At 72.8% G+C, this 20,224-nt stretch carries 11 protein-coding genes and 1 pseudogene; 4 read left to right on the top strand and 8 right to left on the bottom strand.

Annotated elements, in window-relative coordinates; translation table 11 throughout:
• Positions 1 to 85: 85 nt before the first annotated feature.
• Together ACFY9V_RS03600 and ACFY9V_RS03595 are read right to left on the bottom strand one after the other, a co-directional pair.
• Positions 86 to 2,395, bottom strand: a complete 2,310-nt coding sequence (locus ACFY9V_RS03600) for a YncE family protein (RefSeq protein WP_391159127.1) — start codon at positions 2,393 to 2,395, stop codon at positions 86 to 88.
• 335 nt (positions 2,396 to 2,730) lie between these two features.
• The gene (locus ACFY9V_RS03595) at positions 2,731 to 3,324 is read right to left on the bottom strand and encodes a snapalysin family zinc-dependent metalloprotease (RefSeq protein ID WP_355336457.1); all 594 of its coding nucleotides are present in this window, start codon (positions 3,322 to 3,324) and stop codon (positions 2,731 to 2,733) included.
• A 413-nt stretch (positions 3,325 to 3,737) separates the two neighbouring features.
• Between ACFY9V_RS03595 and ACFY9V_RS03590 the strand changes: the two genes are divergently transcribed.
• Entirely contained in the window at positions 3,738 to 5,177 is a 1,440-nt protein-coding gene (locus ACFY9V_RS03590) for a DUF4041 domain-containing protein (protein ID WP_391159125.1), read from the top strand.
• 68 nt (positions 5,178 to 5,245) lie between these two features.
• On the top strand, positions 5,246 to 5,848 hold the full coding sequence (locus ACFY9V_RS03585; RefSeq protein ID WP_355336458.1) for a nitroreductase family protein: 603 nt from the start codon (positions 5,246 to 5,248) through the stop codon (positions 5,846 to 5,848).
• A 90-nt stretch (positions 5,849 to 5,938) separates the two neighbouring features.
• Here ACFY9V_RS03585 and ACFY9V_RS03580 read toward each other — a convergent pair whose 3' ends face one another.
• The 5 genes from ACFY9V_RS03580 to ACFY9V_RS03560 form a co-directional block, all read right to left on the bottom strand.
• Positions 5,939 to 8,641 (bottom strand): PA14 domain-containing protein, encoded by a 2,703-nt coding sequence (locus ACFY9V_RS03580; protein ID WP_391159123.1) that lies wholly within the window; start codon positions 8,639 to 8,641, stop codon positions 5,939 to 5,941.
• A 434-nt stretch (positions 8,642 to 9,075) separates the two neighbouring features.
• A complete protein-coding gene (gene pepN, locus ACFY9V_RS03575) occupies positions 9,076 to 11,649 on the bottom strand; it encodes an aminopeptidase N (RefSeq protein ID WP_391159120.1) in 2,574 nt (857 codons plus the stop codon).
• Positions 11,650 to 11,855: 206 nt separating this feature from the next.
• Positions 11,856 to 12,449, bottom strand: coding sequence for a DUF664 domain-containing protein (locus ACFY9V_RS03570; RefSeq protein ID WP_391159117.1), 594 nt, complete (start codon positions 12,447 to 12,449; stop codon positions 11,856 to 11,858).
• Positions 12,450 to 12,580: 131 nt separating this feature from the next.
• Positions 12,581 to 16,555 (bottom strand): hypothetical protein, encoded by a 3,975-nt coding sequence (locus ACFY9V_RS03565; RefSeq protein ID WP_391159115.1) that lies wholly within the window; start codon positions 16,553 to 16,555, stop codon positions 12,581 to 12,583.
• Entirely contained in the window at positions 16,552 to 17,133 is a 582-nt protein-coding gene (locus ACFY9V_RS03560; RefSeq protein WP_391159112.1) for a hypothetical protein, read from the bottom strand. Before ACFY9V_RS03560 ends, ACFY9V_RS03565 begins: the two co-directional genes overlap by 4 nt.
• A 102-nt stretch (positions 17,134 to 17,235) precedes the next feature.
• On the opposite strand from ACFY9V_RS03560, the gene ACFY9V_RS03555 reads away from it, so the two are divergent.
• Entirely contained in the window at positions 17,236 to 17,817 is a 582-nt protein-coding gene (locus ACFY9V_RS03555) for a tetratricopeptide repeat protein (RefSeq protein WP_355336463.1), read from the top strand.
• A 209-nt stretch (positions 17,818 to 18,026) separates the two neighbouring features.
• Here ACFY9V_RS03555 and ACFY9V_RS03550 read toward each other — a convergent pair whose 3' ends face one another.
• Positions 18,027 to 19,154, bottom strand: a complete 1,128-nt coding sequence (locus tag ACFY9V_RS03550) for a M20/M25/M40 family metallo-hydrolase (protein ID WP_391159110.1) — start codon at positions 19,152 to 19,154, stop codon at positions 18,027 to 18,029.
• Positions 19,155 to 19,271: 117 nt separating this feature from the next.
• Between ACFY9V_RS03550 and ACFY9V_RS03545 the strand changes: the two are divergent.
• Positions 19,272 to 20,213, top strand: a pseudogene (locus ACFY9V_RS03545) (LysR family transcriptional regulator); the annotation flags it as partial.
• Positions 20,214 to 20,224: the final 11 nt, after the last annotated feature.

Raw genomic sequence — 20,224 nt, 5'->3', positions numbered from 1 at the left:
TGACGAAGGGGCGCTCTGCCGAAAAGGCCCCGCTCGCCGTCTCCGGTGAGCGGGGCCTTCGGCCGTACGGCGCGGGCGGGCGCCGTCAGTTGGTGTAGTACAGGTACTTCCACCCCGTGGACGTCGTGGTGTTCAGGCGGTCGCCCGAGGAGCCCTTGACGTACACCGCGCGGACGCGGGCCCGGATGCCGGACTCGCCCGGTCCCGCGAGCCCCACCCGCGAGGTGCCGGTGATCGCCAGCCGGAAGTACTCGCTGCCCGAGGAGTACCAGCGGCCCTTGTAGTAGACCTGGAGGTCCAGGCGCTGCGAGCGGCCGTTGGCGTACGTCATGTGCGTGGTGAACAGCGCGGACTTCTTCTTGTGGAACCAGTAGTACGAGGTCGAACCGACCTTGCCCTTGCGGTAGTTGCCGGACACGGCCAGCGAGACACTGACCTGCGTGCCGACCGAGCGGGTCACCGACTTCGGCGCGGAGACGGCGTCACCGGCGAACGAGGCCCAGAAGGTGGTGTTGCGGCTGAGCCGGTAGGTCACCTTCAGGTCGCCCGCCGCGTTGACCTTCGCGGACTTGACCAACTTCTTCTGCCCGCCCGCCGGTTGGGCCCAGATCGAGAGCACGCGGCTCTTGCCGGTCTTGCCCAGGTGCCCGGTGACGGTGGCGGTGGACCCGTAGGCGTACGTGGCGCGGTTGGTCTTCACGCTCGCCGCGGTGGCCAGGCGCGAGACCTGGACGACGCGCTTGCCGGAGCCGGCGGTGTGCGTGGCGTCGCCCGCGTACGTGGCGGTGTACGTGACGCCGCCGCCGGTGGTCGGGGTGTCGGTGAAGCTGAACGTGCCGTTGGCCGCGACCGACTTGGCGCCGAGGACCGTGCCCTTGGGGGAGGTGAGGTCGGTACGCGTCACCGTGACCTTGGCGCCCGCGGGGAACGCCGTGGTGGCGGTCAGCTTGCCGCTGACCGTGATCTTCGTGGCGCGCTTGGCGGTCGACGGGGCGCTGACCGTGACGGCGGTGACCGACTTGGTGGGGTCGGTCAGCACGCGCAGGGTCGGGTGCTGGCCGTAGACGTCGGCCGTGACCGCGAACAGGCGGCTGCTGTCGGGCGCCCACGCGAGGCCGCCCGCCACCAGGGCGGAGGCGGTGCCGGGGTTTCCGACGACGCCGAAGTCGTAGGTGCGGACGCGGTGGTCGGAGCGCGGGCGGAAGATGTAGACGTCCGGCTCGTAGGCGCCGTCGATGCCCGCCGCGATCGTCCCGTCGGGGGCGACCGCCACCGCGTTCGGGTACGCGTCGGTGGTGTAGCGGCCGTCGTCGGCCAAGTCGGACGTCCGGTACGCCTGTTGGAAGTACGGGGCGCCGCTGGCGACCAGTACCTGCTTGCCGTCCGCGGACAGCGCGATGTCCTGCATGTTCCCCGCGTTGTTGGCGTTCCACCGGTACGCCTGGGGCTCGGCGTGCCCTGACGACACGTCGTAGACCTGGAGCTCCATCGGGCTCTGGACGGGCGTCCCGGCCGCCACCACGTCCGGGTTACCGGGCGAGGAGGCGAGCATCGGGGCGGTGCTCCAGGTGTGGGGGCCGCCCTGGCCGAGGGTGACGACGGCGCCGTTGGTGGTCCGGGTGGGGGTGTCGGCGGCGAAGGGGGCGGGGGGTGCCGGGGTGGTGGCGTCCGGGGCCGGGGAGGTGGTGACCGGCGGGTCCGAGGGTGAGTCCGTTGGCGTGTCGGTCGGGGTGTCGGTCGGGGTATCGGTCGGCGTGTCCGACGGTGTGTCCGACGGGCTGGGGCTCGGGGCCGTGGTGTCCGTCGGGGTGGGGGTCGGCGTCGACTCGGGGTCCGTCGGGGTCGGAGTCGGGGCGTCCGTCGGAGGAGTCGTGGGCGGGGTCGTCGGCGGCGGAGTCGTCGGCGGGGTCGTCGGCGGGGTCGTCGGGTCGGTCTCCGGGTCGAGGTCCAGGGAGCCGAGGTCGGCGGACCCGTCCGCCGCGTATCCGAACCAGATCGTGTGCCTGGTCATCGCCAGGTGGCGCGGGGCGACACCGAGCGGGTAGCGGGCCGTCTCGCGCAGGGTGGCCGTGTCGATCGCCGAGATCGCGTCGGCCTTCGGGAGCGCCACGTACACCGTCGAGGAGTCCGCGGACAGCACGAGCCCGGCGGCGCCCGGCTCGGAGGTGATCTGAGCGACGGTCTTGCCGTTGTAGTCGGCGACGACGACCTTGTTGTCGGTCGTGCTGATGAAGACGCGCCGGTGCGCGCCGTCGACCACCATGTCGGAGTACGAGGTGATCGGCAGGGTGGCCGCGCTGTCGGCGGCGGCCGGTTCGGCCGCGACCCCGAGCAGGGACGCGGTCGCGAGCAGGACGGACAGAGCCGTCCCGCCCGCCACATGACGGGTGAGCAAAGTGGGTTCCCCCCAGGAACACGTGCGGGGCCGGACGTCCTCCGGCACGATGCGGGCGCGCCGCCGAGCGCGGGTTCCGATGCGGACCCGGCCTGCTCGCGGCGCTGACCATGAGCACGATAGGGCACGGCTGTGACAGCGGGCCATCGTATTGGGGCGGGCCGCCGATCCGTCACGGCGCCTTGTCCCCGCGGTGGCCGTACCGTGCCCGATTCGGTCCCTGGGCTCCTACAACCTTCCGGCCGCGCGTGCCTTGGGGCCGGACGTGCCTTCCGGCAGGACATGCCGGACGCGCGGTACGGAGCCCGTGCCCGTACCGCGCGTCTGGTGACGGGTCAGCGCTGAGCGGTGGACGCCGAGGGGGACCAGATGTCGATCACGATCTGCTGCCGCTCGGGGCGGACCGCCGCCGCGCGGCCCGCGTAGTTGCGGTCGACCTGGGCCGCCTCCGCCGCGTTCGGCTTGGCGTTGAGGCACGCCGTGCCGGGGCCGTGCCCCGACATCAACTCCGAGCACGGGCCGCTGTAGTGGTCGAGGAGCCCGAGGATGTGCCCCGTCTCGTGCGCGGCGATCCGGGTCACGTCGTACCCCTCGTTGACCGCCTCCTGCCCCAACTGCACCTGTCCCCTGCTGCCTCCCGGCACGATCGGCCCCAACGTCGTCTGCGGCCACCCGCTGGTCGCCTTGTACACGAAGTTCGCCGAGCCCGCCGAACTGGCCGCTTGCAGACGCACGTTGTGCACCGCGCTGTTCCAGTTCTGCACCCCCTGCGTGATCGCCGCCGCCCACTGCCCCGCCTGGCTGGCGTCATAGGTCAAGGTGACGACCGCCGTCGCCGCCTTCGGTTCGGCCTGCGCCGAAGCGACCCCGGACGCGGTGCCCACCATGGCCGGAATCAGCGCCGCCACAGCGACTATTCGCGTGATCATGAGACTCACCCACCTCCTCAGAACCAGTTGCCCCGCAGTCCCCCAGGGCACCACGCCCCCATCCCCCACCACAAGTACCCGTTTCCCGCCCTTTCTCCGCCATCCCACCCCAGCCCCGGCCGTGACCGCGAGGTTCCGCCCTCGGCCGAGGTGCGCGCCCAAGCTTCGGGGCGGGCTCATCCCCACCAATTACGACAAGGTCACAATGCCGGGACTTTTCCGGTATCGGGGGGTGGCCGGCCGGGAAGATACCCCTCTCCGCAGCCGTCGCGTGACGGTACGTATCAGCGGTGCGTGACCGTACGTATCAGCGGTGCGTGCCGGTACGTGTCGGCGGTGCCGGTACGTGTCGGCGGTGTGGAGATCGTCAAGGGTGAGCGCCTCGGCGCGCAGCGGGGTCGGAGGGGCTTGTGGTGGATCGATCTGTCAACCAGCCGGAGAACAGGAGACCTTCGTGGGCTCAGGCGGACGCGGACGTCACGCGGAGCGGTGAAAGCCTGCCGCAGCAGCGCGGCGGTCTGTTCGGCCGCCGCCGACGTGACGAGTCCTCCGAGGTCGCGGAGTTACGTGCGTGGATCGCCAGGTCGCAGGGGGCGAACGCGGAGCAGGTGGCCGGGCTCATCCACCAAGTGCGCACCGAAGCGTCGGAGTTGAGGGCGCGAGCCGAGGCGGAGGCCGAGGGCGTTCACCGCGACGCCCGGGACGTGGCGAAGGAGATCCTGGACGACGCCCGCAGGCAGGCGAAGGAGACCCAGCGTCTCCAGAAGGACGCGGAGAGGTACCGCCGCGAGACGTACGAGGCGCAGGCGCACCTCGCCGCGACGCAGGCCAGGATCGTCACCACCGACGAGACGGCGCTGCTCCAGGAGGTGGGGATCTACTCCTACCGGCACCAGTTGCACGACGCCGTCGCGTATCGCAGCCGTCTCGACTCCTTGCAGGCGGAGATCAAGAACCTCGCGCGGACGAACCGGGCGGTCCTCGCCGCCACCGACTGGACCGTCAACGGCTCCAAGCGCGAGGGCCAGAAGATGGTCCGCGACTTCTCCAAGCTCATGCTGCGCGCCTACAACGCGGAGGCGGACTACGCCGTGCGGACCATGCGTCCGCACCGCCTGAACTCGCTGGTCGACCGGCTCTACAAGAGCCGCGAGACCATCGCGAAGCTCGGCGCGACGATGCACATCCGCATCTCGGACGGCTACCACAACGCCCGCGTACGGGAGTTGGAGCTCGCCTCGGACTTCCTGCAGAAGAAGGAGGAGGAGAAGGAGGCCCAGCGCGAACTGCGGGCCCGCGAGAAGGAGGAGGCCGCGGCACAGCGGGAGTTCGACCGCGAGCGGGAGAAGCTGCGCAAGGAGCAGGGCCATTACGAGGCCGCGCTCCAGCGGCTGCGGGAGCGCGGCGACCACGCGGCGGTCCGCGAGATGGAGACCAAGCTGGCCGAGATCGAGGCCGCGCTGCGCGACGTGGAGAGCCGGGCCGCCAACATCCGCACGGGCTACGTCTACGTGATCTCCAACATCGGAGCCTTCGGCGACCGCATGGTCAAGATCGGCCTGACCCGGCGGCTCGAACCGCTCGAACGCGTACAGGAACTCAGCGGCGCCTCCGTCCCGTTCCGCTTCGACGTCCACGCGCTGATCTTCAGCAAGGACGCCGTCGGCCTCGAGGCCCAGCTCCACCAGACCTTCGCCTCGCGCAGGGTCAACCAGGTCAACGGCCGCAAGGAGTTCTTCTACGTCACTCCCGCCGACGTGCGGGACGCCCTCCAACGCTACGCGGGACAGCACCTGGTGGAGTTCACCGAGGAGCCCGAGGCGCTGGAATGGCGGGCCAGCTCCTTCCGGTGACCACGGCCGGGGGCGGACGGGCGCCGCGGGTGCCGCGGGGCGGGGGCGGCGTGGCAGCATCTGGGGGTATGGAATTCTCCGAGGTCGTCCGCCGTCGACGCATGATCCGGCACTACTCCGACAAGCCGTTGGCCCCCGAGGTGACCGAGCGGATTCTCGCGTCGGCGCTGCGGGCGCCTTCGGCCGGTTTCTCGCAGGGGTGGGCGTTCCTCGCGCTGACCGACGCGGCCGACCGCGCGCGGTTCTGGCCCTTCGTGCCCACGCGGGTCGAGAACACGCCGACCATGCAGGACGCGCCCCTGGTCGTGGTGCCCCTGGCCCACAAGGCGACGTACCTCGAACGGTACGCGGAGCCGGACAAGGGCTGGGAGGACCGCGCCGAGGCGCGCTGGCCCGCGCCGTACTGGTACATCGACACGGGGATGGCCTCGCTGCTCATGCTGCTGAGCGCCGTGGACGAGGGCCTGGGCGCCTGCTTCTTCGGCATCATGCCCGAGCATCTCCAGCCGTTCCGGGACGAGTTCGGCGTCCCCGACGCGTACGCGCCGCTCGGCGGCATCACCATCGGCTACCGCGCCGACGACCTTCCCCCGCAGAGCCCCCGCACCCGCGACCGCCGCCGCGACCCCCGAGAGGTCGTCCACCGCGGCCAGTGGGGCCGCCACGCCTGAGGTCGCGGAAGCGGCCCGCCGCCTGTGAAAGAGCCCTCGCGGGCGACCCGGGGTGCGGGCCGCCCGCGAGGGCTCGGGGAGGGAGGGGGGTCAGCCGGTGGTGCCTGCCGCGGCGCCGGCGGCGATGAGCCTGCGGTTGATGTCGCGGACCGGGCCCGGTTGGACCTTGAGGACTTCGCGGTCGTAGGTGATGAGGCCGTTCAACTCGCCCTCGACGTCGCTGATCTGGGTGTACACCGAGCCGGAGAGGTCGGTGGAGGCGTCGGGGACGAGAAGAGCGGTGTTGGCGACGTACGCCTTGGTGAGCTCCTCGATGGTGGGGACGTCACCGTAGTTCTGGCCGCCGGAGACGCCGAGGATGTGGCCGGGCACGGTGAGGGAGTAGCCGCCGTGCTCGCCGTCGACGGCGGCGCGGGTGGCGTCGGGGGCCGGGGAGGCGGGACCGTGGTAGAGGTGGTAGTCGATCAGGTCACCTCGGCCCGAATCACCCTTGGAGGCGCAGCAGTTGACGCCGGAGGCGGGGTCGACCAGGCGGCTCGGGTCCTGTTGCTTGACCGAGTCGGCGAGGGCGCCGGTGGCTTCCTTGGTCTTCTCGCCCCAACCCTCGTTCGTCATGGTCCAGATGACGATGGACGGGCTGCTGATGTGCTGGTCGACGATCTCGTGGACCTGGCTGGTGAAGGCCGCGTCGCTGGCCGGGGTGGAGTCCGGGCCGGTGTTGCGGCTCGGCATGTCCTGCCAGACCATCAGGCCGAGCTTGTCCGCCCAGTAGTACCAGCGGGCGGGTTCGACCTTGATGTGCTTGCGCACCGCGTTGAAGCCGAGCTGCTTGTGCAGTTCGAGGTCGGACTTGAGGGCCGCGTCGGTCGGCGCGGTGTAGATGCCGTCGGGCCAGAACCCCTGGTCGAGGGTGGCCAGGACGAACGTCGGCTTCCCGTTGAGCTCGATCTTGTTCACGCCGCCGACCTTGCCGACCGAGATCGACCGCATGCCGAAGTAGGAGCCGACGGTGTCGATCGAGCGGCCGTTGGTGAGCGTGACCTGGAGGTTGTACAGGTACGGGTGGTCGGGGCTCCACAGCTCCGGGTGCGGTATGCGCAGCCGCAGTTCGGCGCCCGCGCGGCCGACGGCCGCGCCGACGGGCTTGTGGCCCGCGTACGCGACGGCGGCCACCAGCGAGGAGGACGACGTACCGGCCGCGGGACGCACCGTGACGGACAGCGTGCCGTCCTTCACATTCGGCGTCAGGACGAGGGAGTCGATGCTCGCGGCGGCCACCGGCTCCAGCCACACCGTCTGCCAGATTCCGGAGGTCGGGGTGTACCAGATGCCGCTGGGGCTGCGCGACTGCTTGCCGACGGGCGTGCCGTCGTCGGTGGTGTCCTTCACCTTCAGCAGGACGGTCTGCGGCCCGCCGCGGGTGAGCGCGTCGGTGACGTCGGCGGTGAACGCCTCGTATCCGCCCACGTGGTGGGCGACCTGGCGGCCGTTGACGTACACCCACGTCTCGTAGTCGACGGCGCCGAAGTTCAGGTGCAGGCGCTGGCCCGAGCCGATCCGCCAGTTGGCGGGTACGGAGAAGGTGCGCTGGTACAGCGACCAGTCGTGGTGCTCGGCGACGCCGGACAGCGGCGCCTCCATCGGGTACGGCACCAGGATCTTGCCGCTCAGCTTCGACGTGGGCAGCGGCGCGCTTTCCGAGGTGCCCTGGAACTGCCACGTCCCGTTGAGGTTCTGCCACTTGTCCCGCGTCAACTGCGGCCGGGGGTAGTCCGGGAGCACGTGGGACGGGTCGACGTCCTTGGCGTACTTGCTGGCGAAGTACCAGGTGGAGTTGTTGGTCGCCAGACCCGAGAAGAGCGGTACGGGACCGGCGGACGTCGTCAGGCCGCCGAGGCCGTCGTAGCTGATCCGCACATCGGAGTGCAGGGAGACCGGCGTGTCCGACTCCCCGGCCGTGAGCAGGAGTTGGGAGCTGTTTGCCGGGTTCACGGAGACGCCCGGCGTCCACCGGCCCGCGCCCGCGATCACCGCGAGGTGCTTGGTGATGTCGGACGGCACCGCGGTGACCGGGCCCGCCAACTGCACCGTGGCGGTCTTCCCCGAGGGGGCGACCACGGCGTGCACGTCGGACGGCGCGTAGCCGACCGGCAGATGCAGCGCCGCGTCCGGGATCGCCTGGCGGGCGATGCCGGGACCCGACCACTCCGTCTTGATGTACGCGCCGCCGTTGCCCTGGTTGTAGTCGAACGCCAACTGATGGGCGCCGGCGGTCAAGGTGACCGGCTCGGACGTCGTCTGCACGTCCCAGTCGGTCGTCCAGTGGTCGATCACGCTCGACCCGTCGAGCGACATCCGGAAGCCGTTGTCACCCTTGATGTAGAAGGTGTACGTGCCGTCGGCCGGGACGTCGAGCTGGCCCGTCCAGTGCACGGCGACGTTCTCCGTCGAGCCCGCGTAGCCGCGCAGCGTGGGGATCAGGTCGGGCACGTTCAAGGACGGCTCGACCGCGGTGCTGCTGTACTGCGCGAAGTCGAGCGAGGTGGCGTCGGTACTCAGGTAGTAGTCGCCGCGCAGACCTTGAGCGGTGTCGGCCGGAGCGGCGGACGCCCCGGCGGTGGACGAGGCCGGTGCGGCGGCCGGGGCCGCGCCCGCCGCGGCCGGGGTCAGCAGCGCCGCGCCCAGTATCAGCGGCACCAGTGCGGTCAGCCGGGCCGTCCGGGACAGCCGGGACGACCCGGTCGTGCCCGCCGGTCGGCGGCTGTTCGTTGTGCGGGATATGCCTGATCTCACTGCGGATACACCTCTCCGTAAGAGAACTCGGCGTCCAGGAAGCGGGTGAGGACGTGCGGCTCCACGACAGCGCCTTGGGGGCCCTGCCGACTTTCCAACGTTAGAAACCTGGACCGGGAGCATGAAACCAGCAGGCTTCAGCGCCGTCCACCCTCCGCGCAAAGTTTGTGAAAAATCGAGCGGCCCGATCACACCAGGCACGGCTCACCACATGGGGCACAGGGGAGGCACGGGGGGTGCGGACTGCGAAGGCGCGCGGGCATACGAGGGCCGCACCGGAGTCCTCCGGCCCGGCACCTTCCCCGCCGGAGGCCGTCCCCGCGCGCCTCGCGGCTCTTTGCATCGTTAGAAAAAATGAGAAAAAGGCGCCGTTAAAGGGGGAAGCGGAACGCCGCCCTCAGGTCAGGGGCGGGCCGCGCTCGGCATAACCGCGCTCAGACCCGGTGCGCGAGGGCGCGGCGGAGGTCGTCCAGGCCGTCGGCGAGCTGGCGGCGCATGGACGGGACCAGATCGGTACGGGCGAGGCATTCCTCGGCCGCGCGTACGGTGTCGGCGTCGGCCGCACCGACCGGGAACAGCGCCCGGCTCAGCGCCTGGACCACCGCGCCGCCGCGCTCACCGGCCGCCGGAAGCCGCTCGAAGTACGCCTGTACGTAGGCTCGTTGGACCTCCGGCGCGCCCGAGCGCCAGAAGCCCTCGGCGGTCGCGACGAGCTGATGAATGGTCAGCTCGCCCGGGGCGAAGAGCAGGTGCCAGGCGCGTTCCTTGGCGGCGTCGTCCGGGAGCGCGGCGCGGGCCCGGGCCGCGCCCACCTCGCTGACGTTGCCGGGGTCGGCCGCCAGCTCGGCCGCGATCCGCTCCTCGTCGGCCGCCCCGGCCGCCGCCAGCCGGGCCAGCGCCGACCAGCGCAGATCGGCGTCGAAGGCGATGCCGTCCGGCACGTCATCACCCGCCAACCAGCCCTCAAGCTGCACGAGTTGCGCGTCACCGGACGCGGTGGCGACGGCGGTGCGCAGGGCGGCCAGCCGCAGACCCCTGCCCGTGGCCGCGGCCGGGCGGGCCAGGACGGCACGGGCGGTGTCGCCGAGCCGGGCGAGCGCGGCGGGCCGGTCGGCGGGGGCGAGATAGCGGCCGATGACGTGGTCGGCGGCGAAGGCCAGCACCGCCTCGACGACGCAGTCCGAGGTCTCGCCCGGCAGGTGCGCGGCGACCAGGTCCAGATACGCGGCGGCCGATGTCTCGGCGCCGCGCGTCAGGTCGCGGAGGTGTTCCCACAGGACCGCGCGGGCCAGTTCGTCCGTGACGGCCGACAGCGAGGCGGCGACGGTGGCCGCGGAGTGCGCGTCCAGGCGCAGCCGCGCCCAGGTGAAGTCGCCGTCGTTGGGCAGCAGCAGGGCGGGGCGCGGGGCGCCTGCCAGTTCGGACAGCGGCGTACGGCCGCCCGGCGCGACCTCGACGTCCAACTGTCGGCGCGGGACGACCGCCGCGCCGTCCCGGTCGTACACGCCGACGCGTACGCGGTGCGGGCGGGTGCCGTCGTTGACGAGGACGGCGGAGGTCAGGACGCCGGGCGCCGTATCCACGTCGGCCTCGGCCTCAGGCTCGACGTCGGCCTCGGCTTTGACATCGGCCTCGGCCTCGGCCTCGACCTCGATGCGCAGCGTGTCCACGCCGGTCGTCCGCAGCCAGTCGTCGGCCCAGCCGGACACGTCCGGTCCCTGTGCGCCCGCCGGGCCGGCGGGGAGGGCGAGCGCGCCGAGGAAGTCCCGGAGGTTCGCGTTGCCCCAACGGTGCGCGGCGAAGTACTTGTTGAGCCCGGCGAAGAACGCCTCGTCGCCCATCCAGTGCACGAGTTGGTGCAGTGCGGAGGCGCCCTTGGCGTACGAGATGCCGTCGAAGGCGGACAGCGCCTCGGCCGCGGACTCCGCTCCGGTGGCGGCGACCGGGTGGGTGGTGGGGCGCTCGTCGGCGTCGTAACCCCAGCTCTTGCGGCGGGAGAAGAGCGTCCAGGCGCTGTCGTAGCGGGTGGACTCCGCGGCGATGCGGTAGCCGAGCACCTCGGCGAAGGACTCGTTGAGCCATACGTCCTCCCACCAGGCCAGGGTGACGAGGTTGCCGAACCACATGTGGGACATCTCGTGGCACACCACGACGGCCCGCAGCGCGCGCTGCGTGTCGGTCGGCGCGGACCGGAACAGCATCTCGTCCTGGAAGAGGACACAGGCCGGATTCTCCATCGCGGCCCAGTTGAGCTCGGGCATGAACACCTGGTCGTAGCCGCCGAAGGGGTAGCGCTCCTCGAAGAGCCCGTGCAGCCGGTCGAAGCTCGCTCGGGTCACCGCGAACAAGTCCGCCGCCTCGCGGTCGAGTTCGGCGGCGAGCGAGCGGCGCGCGTACAAGCCGAGCGGGATGCCGTCGTGTTCGGCGCGCACCGCGTACAGCGGCCCGGCGGCCACGGCGACCAGGTAGCAGGAGATCGGGCCGACCGGCGCGATCTCCCAGCGGCCGTCCTTGAGTTGGGACGACGCGCCGTTGCCGACCACCGTCCAGCCCTCGGGCGCGGTCACGGTGAAGGTGAACGGCGCCTTCAGGTCCGGCTGGTCGAAGCAGGCGAAGAGCTTCGAGGCCAGGTCGGGCGCGCACGCCGAGTACACGTAGACGGCACCGTCCGCCGGGTCGGTGAAGCGGTGCAGCCCTTCCGCCGTACGCGAGTACGCCATGTCGGCCTCGACCAGCAGCTCGTTGTCCGCCGCCAGGTCCGCCAACTCCAGCCTGTTGTCGACGTGTCGCGCGAGGTCGAGCGGCCTGCCGTTCAACTCGGCGCGCAGCAGCGTCTCCGGCTGGATCTCCACGAAGGTCGACGCGCCCGGCTCCGCGCAGCCGAACCGGATCGTGGTCGTACTGCGGAAGAGACGGTCGCCGCGCGTGACGTCCAGGGCCACGGCGTACGACCGTACGTCGAGCAGGGCGGCGCGGGCTGCGGCTTCGGTGCGGAGGAGGGATCCCATTTACGGCATGCTGTCCCAGGTCCGCACGGCGGACAACAGATTTGGGGGCGGTGCGGTTGCGCCGAGCGCGAAGCCGGGGCGGCCCCGAGGCAGACCCCCCATGGCCCGAACCCCCGTACCGCGCGCGGCCCCGTACTCCCGCTGTCCGCGTACTCCCGTTGTCCGCGTTGTCCCCGTACCCCCGTGTCCCGTACCGCGTACGCCGCTCAGCCCATGGTCTTGGCGCCGTCCAACGACTCGCGGATGATGTCCGCGTGACCGGCGTGCTGCGCGGTCTCGGCGATGAGGTGCAGCAGCACCCGCCGCGCCGACCAGAGAGCGCCCGGCTCGAACCAGGGCGCCTTCGGGAGCGGTTGGGAGGCGTCCAAGTCGGGCAGTGCCGCGACCAGTTCGTCGGTCATGCGGGCCTGCTCCTCGTACTCCTCCAGCACCCCGGCCAGTGTCTCGCCGGGCAGCAGACGGAATTCGTCGGTCCGCCGCTGCCAGTCGGCCTCGGTCATGGCCGTCGCGTCCCCGATCGCCGACGGGCCCGCCACGATGAAGTCCGTCCAGGCCCGTTCGCCTCCGGTCAGGTGCTTGATCAGGCCGCCCAGACACAGCTCGCTGACGGTCGTCCGCTGCCGCGCCTGCTCGTCCGTGAGGCCCCGCGTGGTGACGCGCAGGAAGTACCGGTGCTGGGCGAGCATCGCCAGCAGGTCCGCCCGCTCATCGGTGACGGCCCCGGCGGCGTCCTCCGCAGCCTTCGCCGCCGTGCTCTCCGCCGTGCTCTCCGCCGCGTTCACCGTCATGGTCTCGCTCATGATCCACGCCCTTCGCAGTGCTGCTCGGTCCCCCGTTGATCACCACCCTAGGAGCTGTTGCGGTCAGCTTCTGTCCGCGATGACGCGTCTCCGTCCGTTCGGTGTTGGCGCTGGTCAGAGCCCATTCGGCGCTAGATGATTCCGGGGCGGGGCCGGGCGCCGAGGGTGTGGGCGAGGCGGAGGAGGTCGCGGTGGCGGGGGTCGGCGGCGGTCGCGCGGGCGAGGACGTCGAGCTGCGGGGTGTCGAGGGCGGCGAGGGGGCGCTGGAGGAGCGCGCCGGGGTGCTGGAGGTCGTGGACTCTGCTGATCCAGTCGAAGGAGCGGCGGCGCGCCGGGGCCGTGACGTCGAGCTGGCCGTAGTAGACGACGTGGCGCCCGCCGGGTGAGGTGATCACGGCCTTGAGGTGGCCGGGGTCGCCGACGAAGGCGGCCGGGGCGGCGACCGGTGCGAGACCGTCGGCCGGGTCGAAGAAGTGCACGCGGTCCTCGGAGCCCGCCTGGCCGCCGGCCACGCCCCACTGCGGCACGGCGAAGAGTCCGGACAGCCGTACGGTGTCGCGGTGGGCGACCGGCGTCAGCTCGGTGCCGTCCAACTGCCAGAGCATCAGGCCGCCTTGGTGGCCCGCCGTCATGAGCAGGTCGTCGTCGGCGAAGACCAGCTCCGACACCGGCGCGTGGTACCGGGGCACGGCGCCCACGGCCAACACCGAGCTGAGCGTGGCGTCGGTGGCGATGATCCGGCCGCCGTCGGACAGGACGAGGCGGTCGCCGCGGGGCGTCACCGCCATCCGGTTGTCGTAACCGAGGCCCCACGCCTCCAGGTTGACCTGTTCAAGCCGTCCGTTGGGGCCGAGCGTGAGCGCCGCGGGATGGAGCGCGAGGGTGGCCACGCAGCCGCGGGCGGTGGAAGCCAGCCGCGTTCCCAGGAGTTGGGTGCCCTGCGCGAGGACCGTCGTGCCGTCCGGGCCGTGGCGGACGAGTTCCGTGCCCGCGTCGCGTCCGGCCCCCCGCCGGACCGCGATCACCTCGGTGGCGCTCAGGCAGGCCAGGGTGCTGTGGCAGGCGGGGCCTTCGTACAGGACGGTCCGCCGGGCGGGGTCGAGTCCCGCCTCCGGGCCGGACTCCGGTCCCGAGCCGAGGTGCTTCCGTCCCGAGCCGAGGTGCTTCGGTCCCGAGCCGAGGTCGAGGGTCTCGATCCGCTCGGTCGCCTCCGCGTCCCCCCGCTCCGGCACGTAGTCGATCGGGACCAGGGCCAGGACGTCGCCGCCGTGGGAGAAGGCGGAGAACGAGGGCGAGACAAAGGTCAGGTCGGCGGGCAGCGGGCGGGTGGCGGCCTTCGCGGCCTCGGCGATCAGCGCCTCGGCCTTGCGGGGCGAGGTCTCGCGCAGCCAGGCCAGCAGTTCCTGGTCCGAGCGGGACGCGGGCAGCCAGCCGCGCCGGGGAACGCGGCGCGCGAGCCGTACCGCCTCGGCCAGGGGCGCGGCGCAGATCCGTTCCCAGTACGCGGGCCAGTCCCGCGCGTCCGCGAGCCGCGCCGCCTCCGCGCCGAATGCGGCGGCTGGCGGGGACGGCCGGGGCAGGAACTCCGGCTGCCAGCCGTGCACGGTGACGGTAACGCCCGGGACCGTGTACGTATCCCTCAGCTCGACGCGCCGGGAGCGGGCGTCGGCCTCCGGGTCCTGCGCCAGGCCCGCCGACCGCCGCGCGTCGTTCTGCGCGTGCAACGCGCCCACCAGCTCCATCTCGTACGTGGCGGGCGCCTTTTCGACGAGCCGCCGCAGGATCGCGATCGCCTCCTCGCCCACCTCCATGGCTTCGCGGGGGCGGCGCGCGTCGAGGAGGGCGGAGTGCAGCAGCCTCAGCGCGGTAACACAAGCCTCCTCGTAGTGCCGGGAGTTGGCCCGGGCGAGGCGGCGGTTGATCGCGGCCACCTCCTCCGCCACCTCGACGGCCTCGTCGTGCCGTCCCTCGGCGGTCAGTTGCCGCCCGAGCAGGGACAGCGACCTGCCGAGCGGCGTGTCCTCGACCTGCTCGCCCTCGGCCACCAACTCCCGGCTCAGGGCGACCCCTTCGCGCAGCGCGTCGGCGCCTGCCGGGGGACGGAAGGTCAGCGTCGCGCCGTTGACCAGGGCGATGGCCAGCCCCCTGCGGTACGACGGATCGCGCGCGGCGACGGTCCGATACGTGCGCGTGGCCCGCTCGTTGGCGCGGTACGCGTCCTCCCAGCGACCGGCCGCCTCCAGCCGCGTACTGAGATTGGCCAGCGCGGTGGCCAGGTGGGGGGTGTACGCGGACACGTAGTCCGTCACCGGAGCGGACGCGTCGTCGGGCCGGTCCTCGGCGACCAGCCGCTCGAAGAGGTCCACGACCCGCTGCTGGGTGCTCAGCGACTCCTCCAACCGGCCCAGCGAGACGAGGTGGTTGGCGACATTGGTCAGGGCGCGGCCGACGTGCTCCTCGTACCGCCGGGGGTCGGTCGCGGCCAGCTCGGCGAAGAGGTCCGCGCCGCGCCGCGTGGCCCGCAGCGCCTCCTCCGTACGGCCCAGGTCGTCCAGGTTGTTGCCGTGGTTGACGTGCAGCCTGGCTCGCGCGTCCACGTCGTCCGCCGCCGCCAGCCGGTGCTCGAACAGCCGTACCAGCAGCGCCGCCCGACCTACCGTCAGGTCCGCGGGCACCGGTTCCGGCAGCTCGGCGGCGACGTCTTCGAGGAGGTCGGGTCCGATGTCCGGCAGACCGGCCAGGGCGGTGAGCGCGGCGCCCCCGGCCGCGACGCCGAGCGCGGGCTCGGCGGCCAACAGCGGGTAGAGGCACGTGCGTCCGACGTGCGGCCAGCGGCCCGCGGCCGTGGCGAGCGCCGTGACCGGCCGGGCGGGACCGCCGCAGCGGCGCAGTACGGTCGCCGCCGTTTCCGGGGCCCAGGGCTGCGCGGGGTAGTCGGCCGGGTGGCCCGGCAGCGTGAGGGCGACGAAGTCCTCTGCCAGGCGGTCGGGATAGAGCGGTTCGAGTACGGTGTCGGCCGCTTCCTCGGGCGGCGGGTAGCACACCGCGTGATCGGCGAGGACGGTCGGCGGCGGGTGGCCGAGGCGTAACTCGTCCACCAGGAGCGTGCCGCGGGCGGTGGGCTGCGCGCCGCCCAGCGAGGCGGCGAAGACCACCTGGTTCATCACCGCGGGCGGGACGGTGACGCGGCCCGGCGTCCCGTGCAGCAGCGCCCAGCCCAACTGCTCGCGGTCGAGGAGGTAGACGGTCAGTCCGGCCAGGTCCTCCGGGGCGCGGCGGCCGGTGGCCTCGGCGTCCACCGCCACGAGCGCGGCCATGTGGACGGCGAGGGTGAGGCCGAAGTCGGGCGGCCGTAAGTCGGGTTGGCGGTCCGGCGGGGGGATGCCGTATCGGGCGGCGAAGCCGTCGCGCGCCGCGCGGAACATCGGGCCGCGGTCGTCGCGGCGCGGGTCACCGGCCCGTCGCCGGAAGCCCTCCTCCATGTCCAGCGGGCCCAACGCCTGCGTGGAGACGTCGACTTGCTCATTGCTCAGGGCGGCGCGCAGCGCGGGCCAGGGGTCGGTGCTCCGCGCCAGGAGCAGGACGCGGGTCGGCACGTCCGGCCGGTGCAGCAGCGCGTTGCTGAACAGCCACGTCAGGCTGGTCAGCGCCCAGCGGTCGGCGTAGTCGACCAGGAGCAGCAGTCCCGCCGCGTCATCCAGCCGCAGATCCTGGCTGCCCTGCGGCGGCAGTACGGTGCCCGGTCCCTCGACCGCGGTGACCACTTTCCAGCCCTGCTCGGCGAGGTGCCCCGCGAGCTGCTGGGCGAGGCGGGTCTTGCCCTGGCCGCCGGGCGCGTGCAGCCAGCGGGCCGCGCGCCGCGGGCCGTCCGCGCACCAGGCGTGCAGGGAGGCCAGTTCGGTGTCGCGGCCGGTGAAGGGGGCCACGGCGTAACGGGCGTTGAGCATCCGGCTGGGCTGCTGGGCCAGCCACTCAGCCGCGGGCTCCGGGGCCGGGGACCACTGCCTGAGGAGGTAGAGGGGGGTGCCGTCGCCGAAGACGTGGATGTCCGCGCCGATGGCGCCGTAGGCGAAGCCGCCGACCGCGGTGACATTCTGGCTGGTCACGTCATGGGTCCGCCGTCGCGGCGGGCACCGGGTGCCTGGCCGTCGGGCGATGGGGCGTGGGGCGCTGGGGCGTGGGGCGTCGGGGTGACGGGGTCGGTGCTCGGGGTGACGGGGCTCGGAGCCACGCCTCCGGCGCTCGGCGTTACGGGGCCCGCCGCCGGGGCCTCGTGGATGATCACGTTGCCGTTCTGGACGCCGAAGGCGCGGGCGTTGTCGTGTGCCTCGACGTTCTGGTGGTATCGCACCCACTGCTGCTCGGAACCCGGCAGCTCGGCCTCCAGCCGTACCGTCAACTCCCGAATGGCCTCGGCCGCCTCGGGGTTGTCCCGCAGGAACTGCTCCAGGCGCAGCCGCCAGCCCGGCTGCAAGCTCTCCCTGGCCGCCCCCGCGTCGTCCGCCGCCACCACCAGCGCGGCCTCGCTGTCCAACTGCGCAGCCAGCGCGGCCGGTTCGTGCTCGCCACCTCGACGCAGCACCCGCAGGATTCCCGTACGCGCCGTCTGCCAGGCGTCCGTGGCCATCGCGGCGACCAGCGTCGTGGACGCGGCTGCGGCAAGCGTCGCCAGGGATTCGATCATCGGCTTCCTTCCGCGGCGTGGCCAGGTGCTTCCATCGTGCCACCGAACCGCCCGGCGGTTAGCCTTGTTGGTCACGCCCGCGCGGCGAGGGAGGGGGCAGCCATGGGGAACGGCTCGACCCGCAGGCGGCTGCACCGGCAGGTCCGTACGGCCCGCGCCCTGTTCGACGAGGGCGCCCTCGAAGAGGCCGAAGCGCTGCTCCGCAGCCTCATGCCCGACTGCGACGACGCCTTCGGCGGCGACCACCGCGAGTCGATCGGCCTCCGCAATCTGCTGGGCTCGGTCCTCTACCAGCAGGGCAAGCTCGGCGCCTCCGCCGCCCTGCACGGCGAGGCCATGGCCCGCGCCGCCCGCGTCCTCGGGTCCGACGACCCCGCCACGCTCGGTTACGCCCACAACTACGGTGCGGCGCTGGCCGTCCAGGGCCGCACCTCCGACGCCGTATCCGTCCTCGACGACACCCTCCAGCGCCGCGTCCGCCGCCTCGGCGACGCCCACGAGGACACCCTGACCACCGCCAACACCCTCGGCGCCACGCTCTTCACCGCCGGTGCCCGCTCCGACGGCCTCACCCTCCTCCGCCGAGCCCACGCCTCCGCCCAACGCCTCCCCCCGAGCCATCCGCTCCGCGAGGACATCGCCCGCAATCTGGCGATCGCCCAACGCAACGCGGGCAGTTGGTAGCAGCCTCCCCGCGCGAACCGAGAGCAGCCGCTCGGCGGCCCGGCCGGCGTCCGTCCCCGCGCGTGCGGGGAGCCGTGGACGGTACCGAATCAGCGGTCACGCAATTCGGGGCCATCCCCGCTCGTGGCCACGTAGAGCGTACGGCTGCGGCAGCCGGGCGGGGGGCGGTGTGCCGTCCGTGGAGGCCGCGCGGGACGGCGGCGCCGGGGTCAGGGGTGGAGGGTGCGGGTGACGAGGGCGGCGAGGAGGCGGGTGCGGGGGATGAGTTCGGAGGTGAGGACGTGTTCGGTGGGGGCGTGGGCGCCGGTGCCGACGGCGCCCAGACCGTCGAGCGTGGGGCAGCCGACGGCGGCCGTGTAGTTGCCGTCTGAGGCGCCGCCGACGGGGAGGCCGCGCAATGGGGGGCGGCCCGAGGCGGCGGTGAGGGCGGCGGCAAGGGCGAAGAGGTCGGCGGAGGAGGCGGGTTCCATCGGGGGGCGGCGGGGGCCGCCGCGAAGGGAGAGCCGGGCGCCGGGGGTACGGGCGGTGAGGCCGCGCATGAGGACGTCGATACGGTCCTGCGCGGCACGCGTCGGCGCGCGGACGTCGACGGAGACGACGGCCTGGGCCGGAACGGTGTTGCGGGTGCTGCCCGCCGACAGCAGGGTGGGGGTGACGGTCGACGTGCCCAACTCCTTTTCCCGCGACGCCAATTCGGCCAGCGCCAGCACCTGGTGAGCGGCCTCGACCGCCGCGTTGACCCCCTTCTCCGGCTCCAGTCCCGCGTGCGCGGCGCGGCCGTGCACCACCACCTCGTAGCGTGACGTCCCTTTGCGCGCCGTCTTGAGCGCGCCGGTCCCGTCCGCCGACGCCTCAAGGACGAAGGCCGCCGCGCACCCCCGCGCGGTCTCCTCGATCAGCGCGCGGGAGGTCGGGGAGCCGACCTCCTCGTCACCGTTGACCAGCACGCAGACGCCGTCGAGGGACGGCAGCGAGGCGAGCGCGTGGAACATCTGCACCAGCCCGGCCTTCATGTCCAGGACGCCGGGGCCGCGCGCGATCCCGTCCGTCACCGACCAGGGGTGGGTGGCGAGCGTGCCGGCCGGCCAGACGGTGTCGTGGTGCCCGACGAGCAGGACGCGCGGAGAGCCGAAGGCCCACCGCAGGTGCGGTACGCCGTCGCTCACTATCGTCTCCGGCGCGGCGCCGAGCAGGCGGGCGCCCAGCGCGCCGACCACGTCGGCGCTGCGCGCGAGTGCGACGTGGTCGGCGGAGAAGGACTCGCAGACGACCAGCTCCTCAAGGTCGGACAGCATCTCCCGCAAGGAGAAAGGGGGTTCGGACTTCGGCTGCGCCATGGCGACTCCCGCGTCAGAGGGAACGGGCTCAGGTCCGGTCGGACCAGGCCCCGTTCGGTCCCCTCGACGGTAGGAACCCCCGCCCCATTCCACCAGCGACTACATTTCATGTGACCCATGCAGAGAGGGAATGGCGTGCGCGACACCTTCGGTACGGACGCGCTGCGGCTGCTGCTCGCCGTCGCGGACACCGGCTCCTTCACCGCCGCCGCGCAGCGGCTCGCCTACACGCAGTCCGCCGTCTCCCGCCGCATCGCCGCGCTCGAACGGCAGGCGGGCGGACCGCTGTTCGTCCGCCTGCCGCGAGGCGTACGGCTGACGCCCGCAGGAGCGGCCCTGCACCGGCACGCCACCGAGGTGCTGGACCGACTGGCCCGCGCCGAAGCCGAGTTGGCCGCCATCCACGCGGGCCGGGGCGGCACCCTGCGCGTCGGTGCCTTCGCCACCGCGAACATCGCCCTCGTACCGGCCGCGCTGCGTGCCTTCACCCGCGCGCGTCCCGACGTCGAGGTCGTCGCGGTCGAGGGCCGCAGCGACGCGCTGGTCCAGCGCCTCGCGGACGGCGCGCTCGACATCGCCGTGGTCAGCGACTACCCGTCGGGCCTGCCGTCGGCCGAGGGCGTCACGACGGACGCGCTGCTGGCGGACGAGCTGTACGTGGGTCTGCCGCGCGACCACCGGCTGGCCGCAAGCGCGGATGCGGTCCGCCTCGGCGACCTGCGCGACGAGTCCTGGATTCAGGACGCGCCCGCCGGAGGGCACCCGGCCCTCCTGCTCGACGCCTGCGCGCAGGCGGGCTTCGCGCCGCGCAAGCTGATCCGCGTCGCGGAGTGGAGCGGGAAATTCGGCTACGTCGCCGCCGGGCTCGGCGTCGCCCTCGTGCCCTCCCTCGCGCTGTGGGCCGTCCCGCCCGACCTCGCCCTCCGCCCCCTGGCGCCCCCGTTCCCCCGCCGCACCGTCCACACCGCGCTTCCCCCGTCCCCCCTCCCCTCGGCCCGGCTCCTGGCGGACCTCCTCCGGGCGGCGGCCCGCCCCGCGACCCGGACGGGCGGACCGGGCCGAGTACGAAC

Origin of the sequence: Streptomyces sp. NPDC008317, assembly GCF_042955955.1 — a bacterium.
GTDB lineage: Bacteria > Actinomycetota > Actinomycetes > Streptomycetales > Streptomycetaceae > Actinacidiphila.
This window is presented reverse-complemented; position numbering and strand designations above follow the sequence as displayed.

Excerpts from the sequence above, each read along its gene's own strand:
- ACFY9V_RS03595 (WP_355336457.1), bottom strand. The coding sequence starts at position 3,324 with ATGATCACGCGAATAGTCGCTGTGGCGGCGCTGATTCCGGCCATGGTG.
- ACFY9V_RS03585 (WP_355336458.1), top strand. The coding sequence starts at position 5,246 with ATGGAATTCTCCGAGGTCGTCCGCCGTCGACGCATGATCCGGCACTAC.
- pepN (WP_391159120.1), bottom strand. The coding sequence starts at position 11,649 with ATGGGATCCCTCCTCCGCACCGAAGCCGCAGCCCGCGCCGCCCTGCTC.
- ACFY9V_RS03570 (WP_391159117.1), bottom strand. The coding sequence starts at position 12,449 with ATGAGCGAGACCATGACGGTGAACGCGGCGGAGAGCACGGCGGAGAGC.
- ACFY9V_RS03560 (WP_391159112.1), bottom strand. The coding sequence starts at position 17,133 with ATGATCGAATCCCTGGCGACGCTTGCCGCAGCCGCGTCCACGACGCTG.
- ACFY9V_RS03555 (WP_355336463.1), top strand. The coding sequence starts at position 17,236 with ATGGGGAACGGCTCGACCCGCAGGCGGCTGCACCGGCAGGTCCGTACG.
- ACFY9V_RS03550 (WP_391159110.1), bottom strand. The coding sequence starts at position 19,154 with ATGGCGCAGCCGAAGTCCGAACCCCCTTTCTCCTTGCGGGAGATGCTG.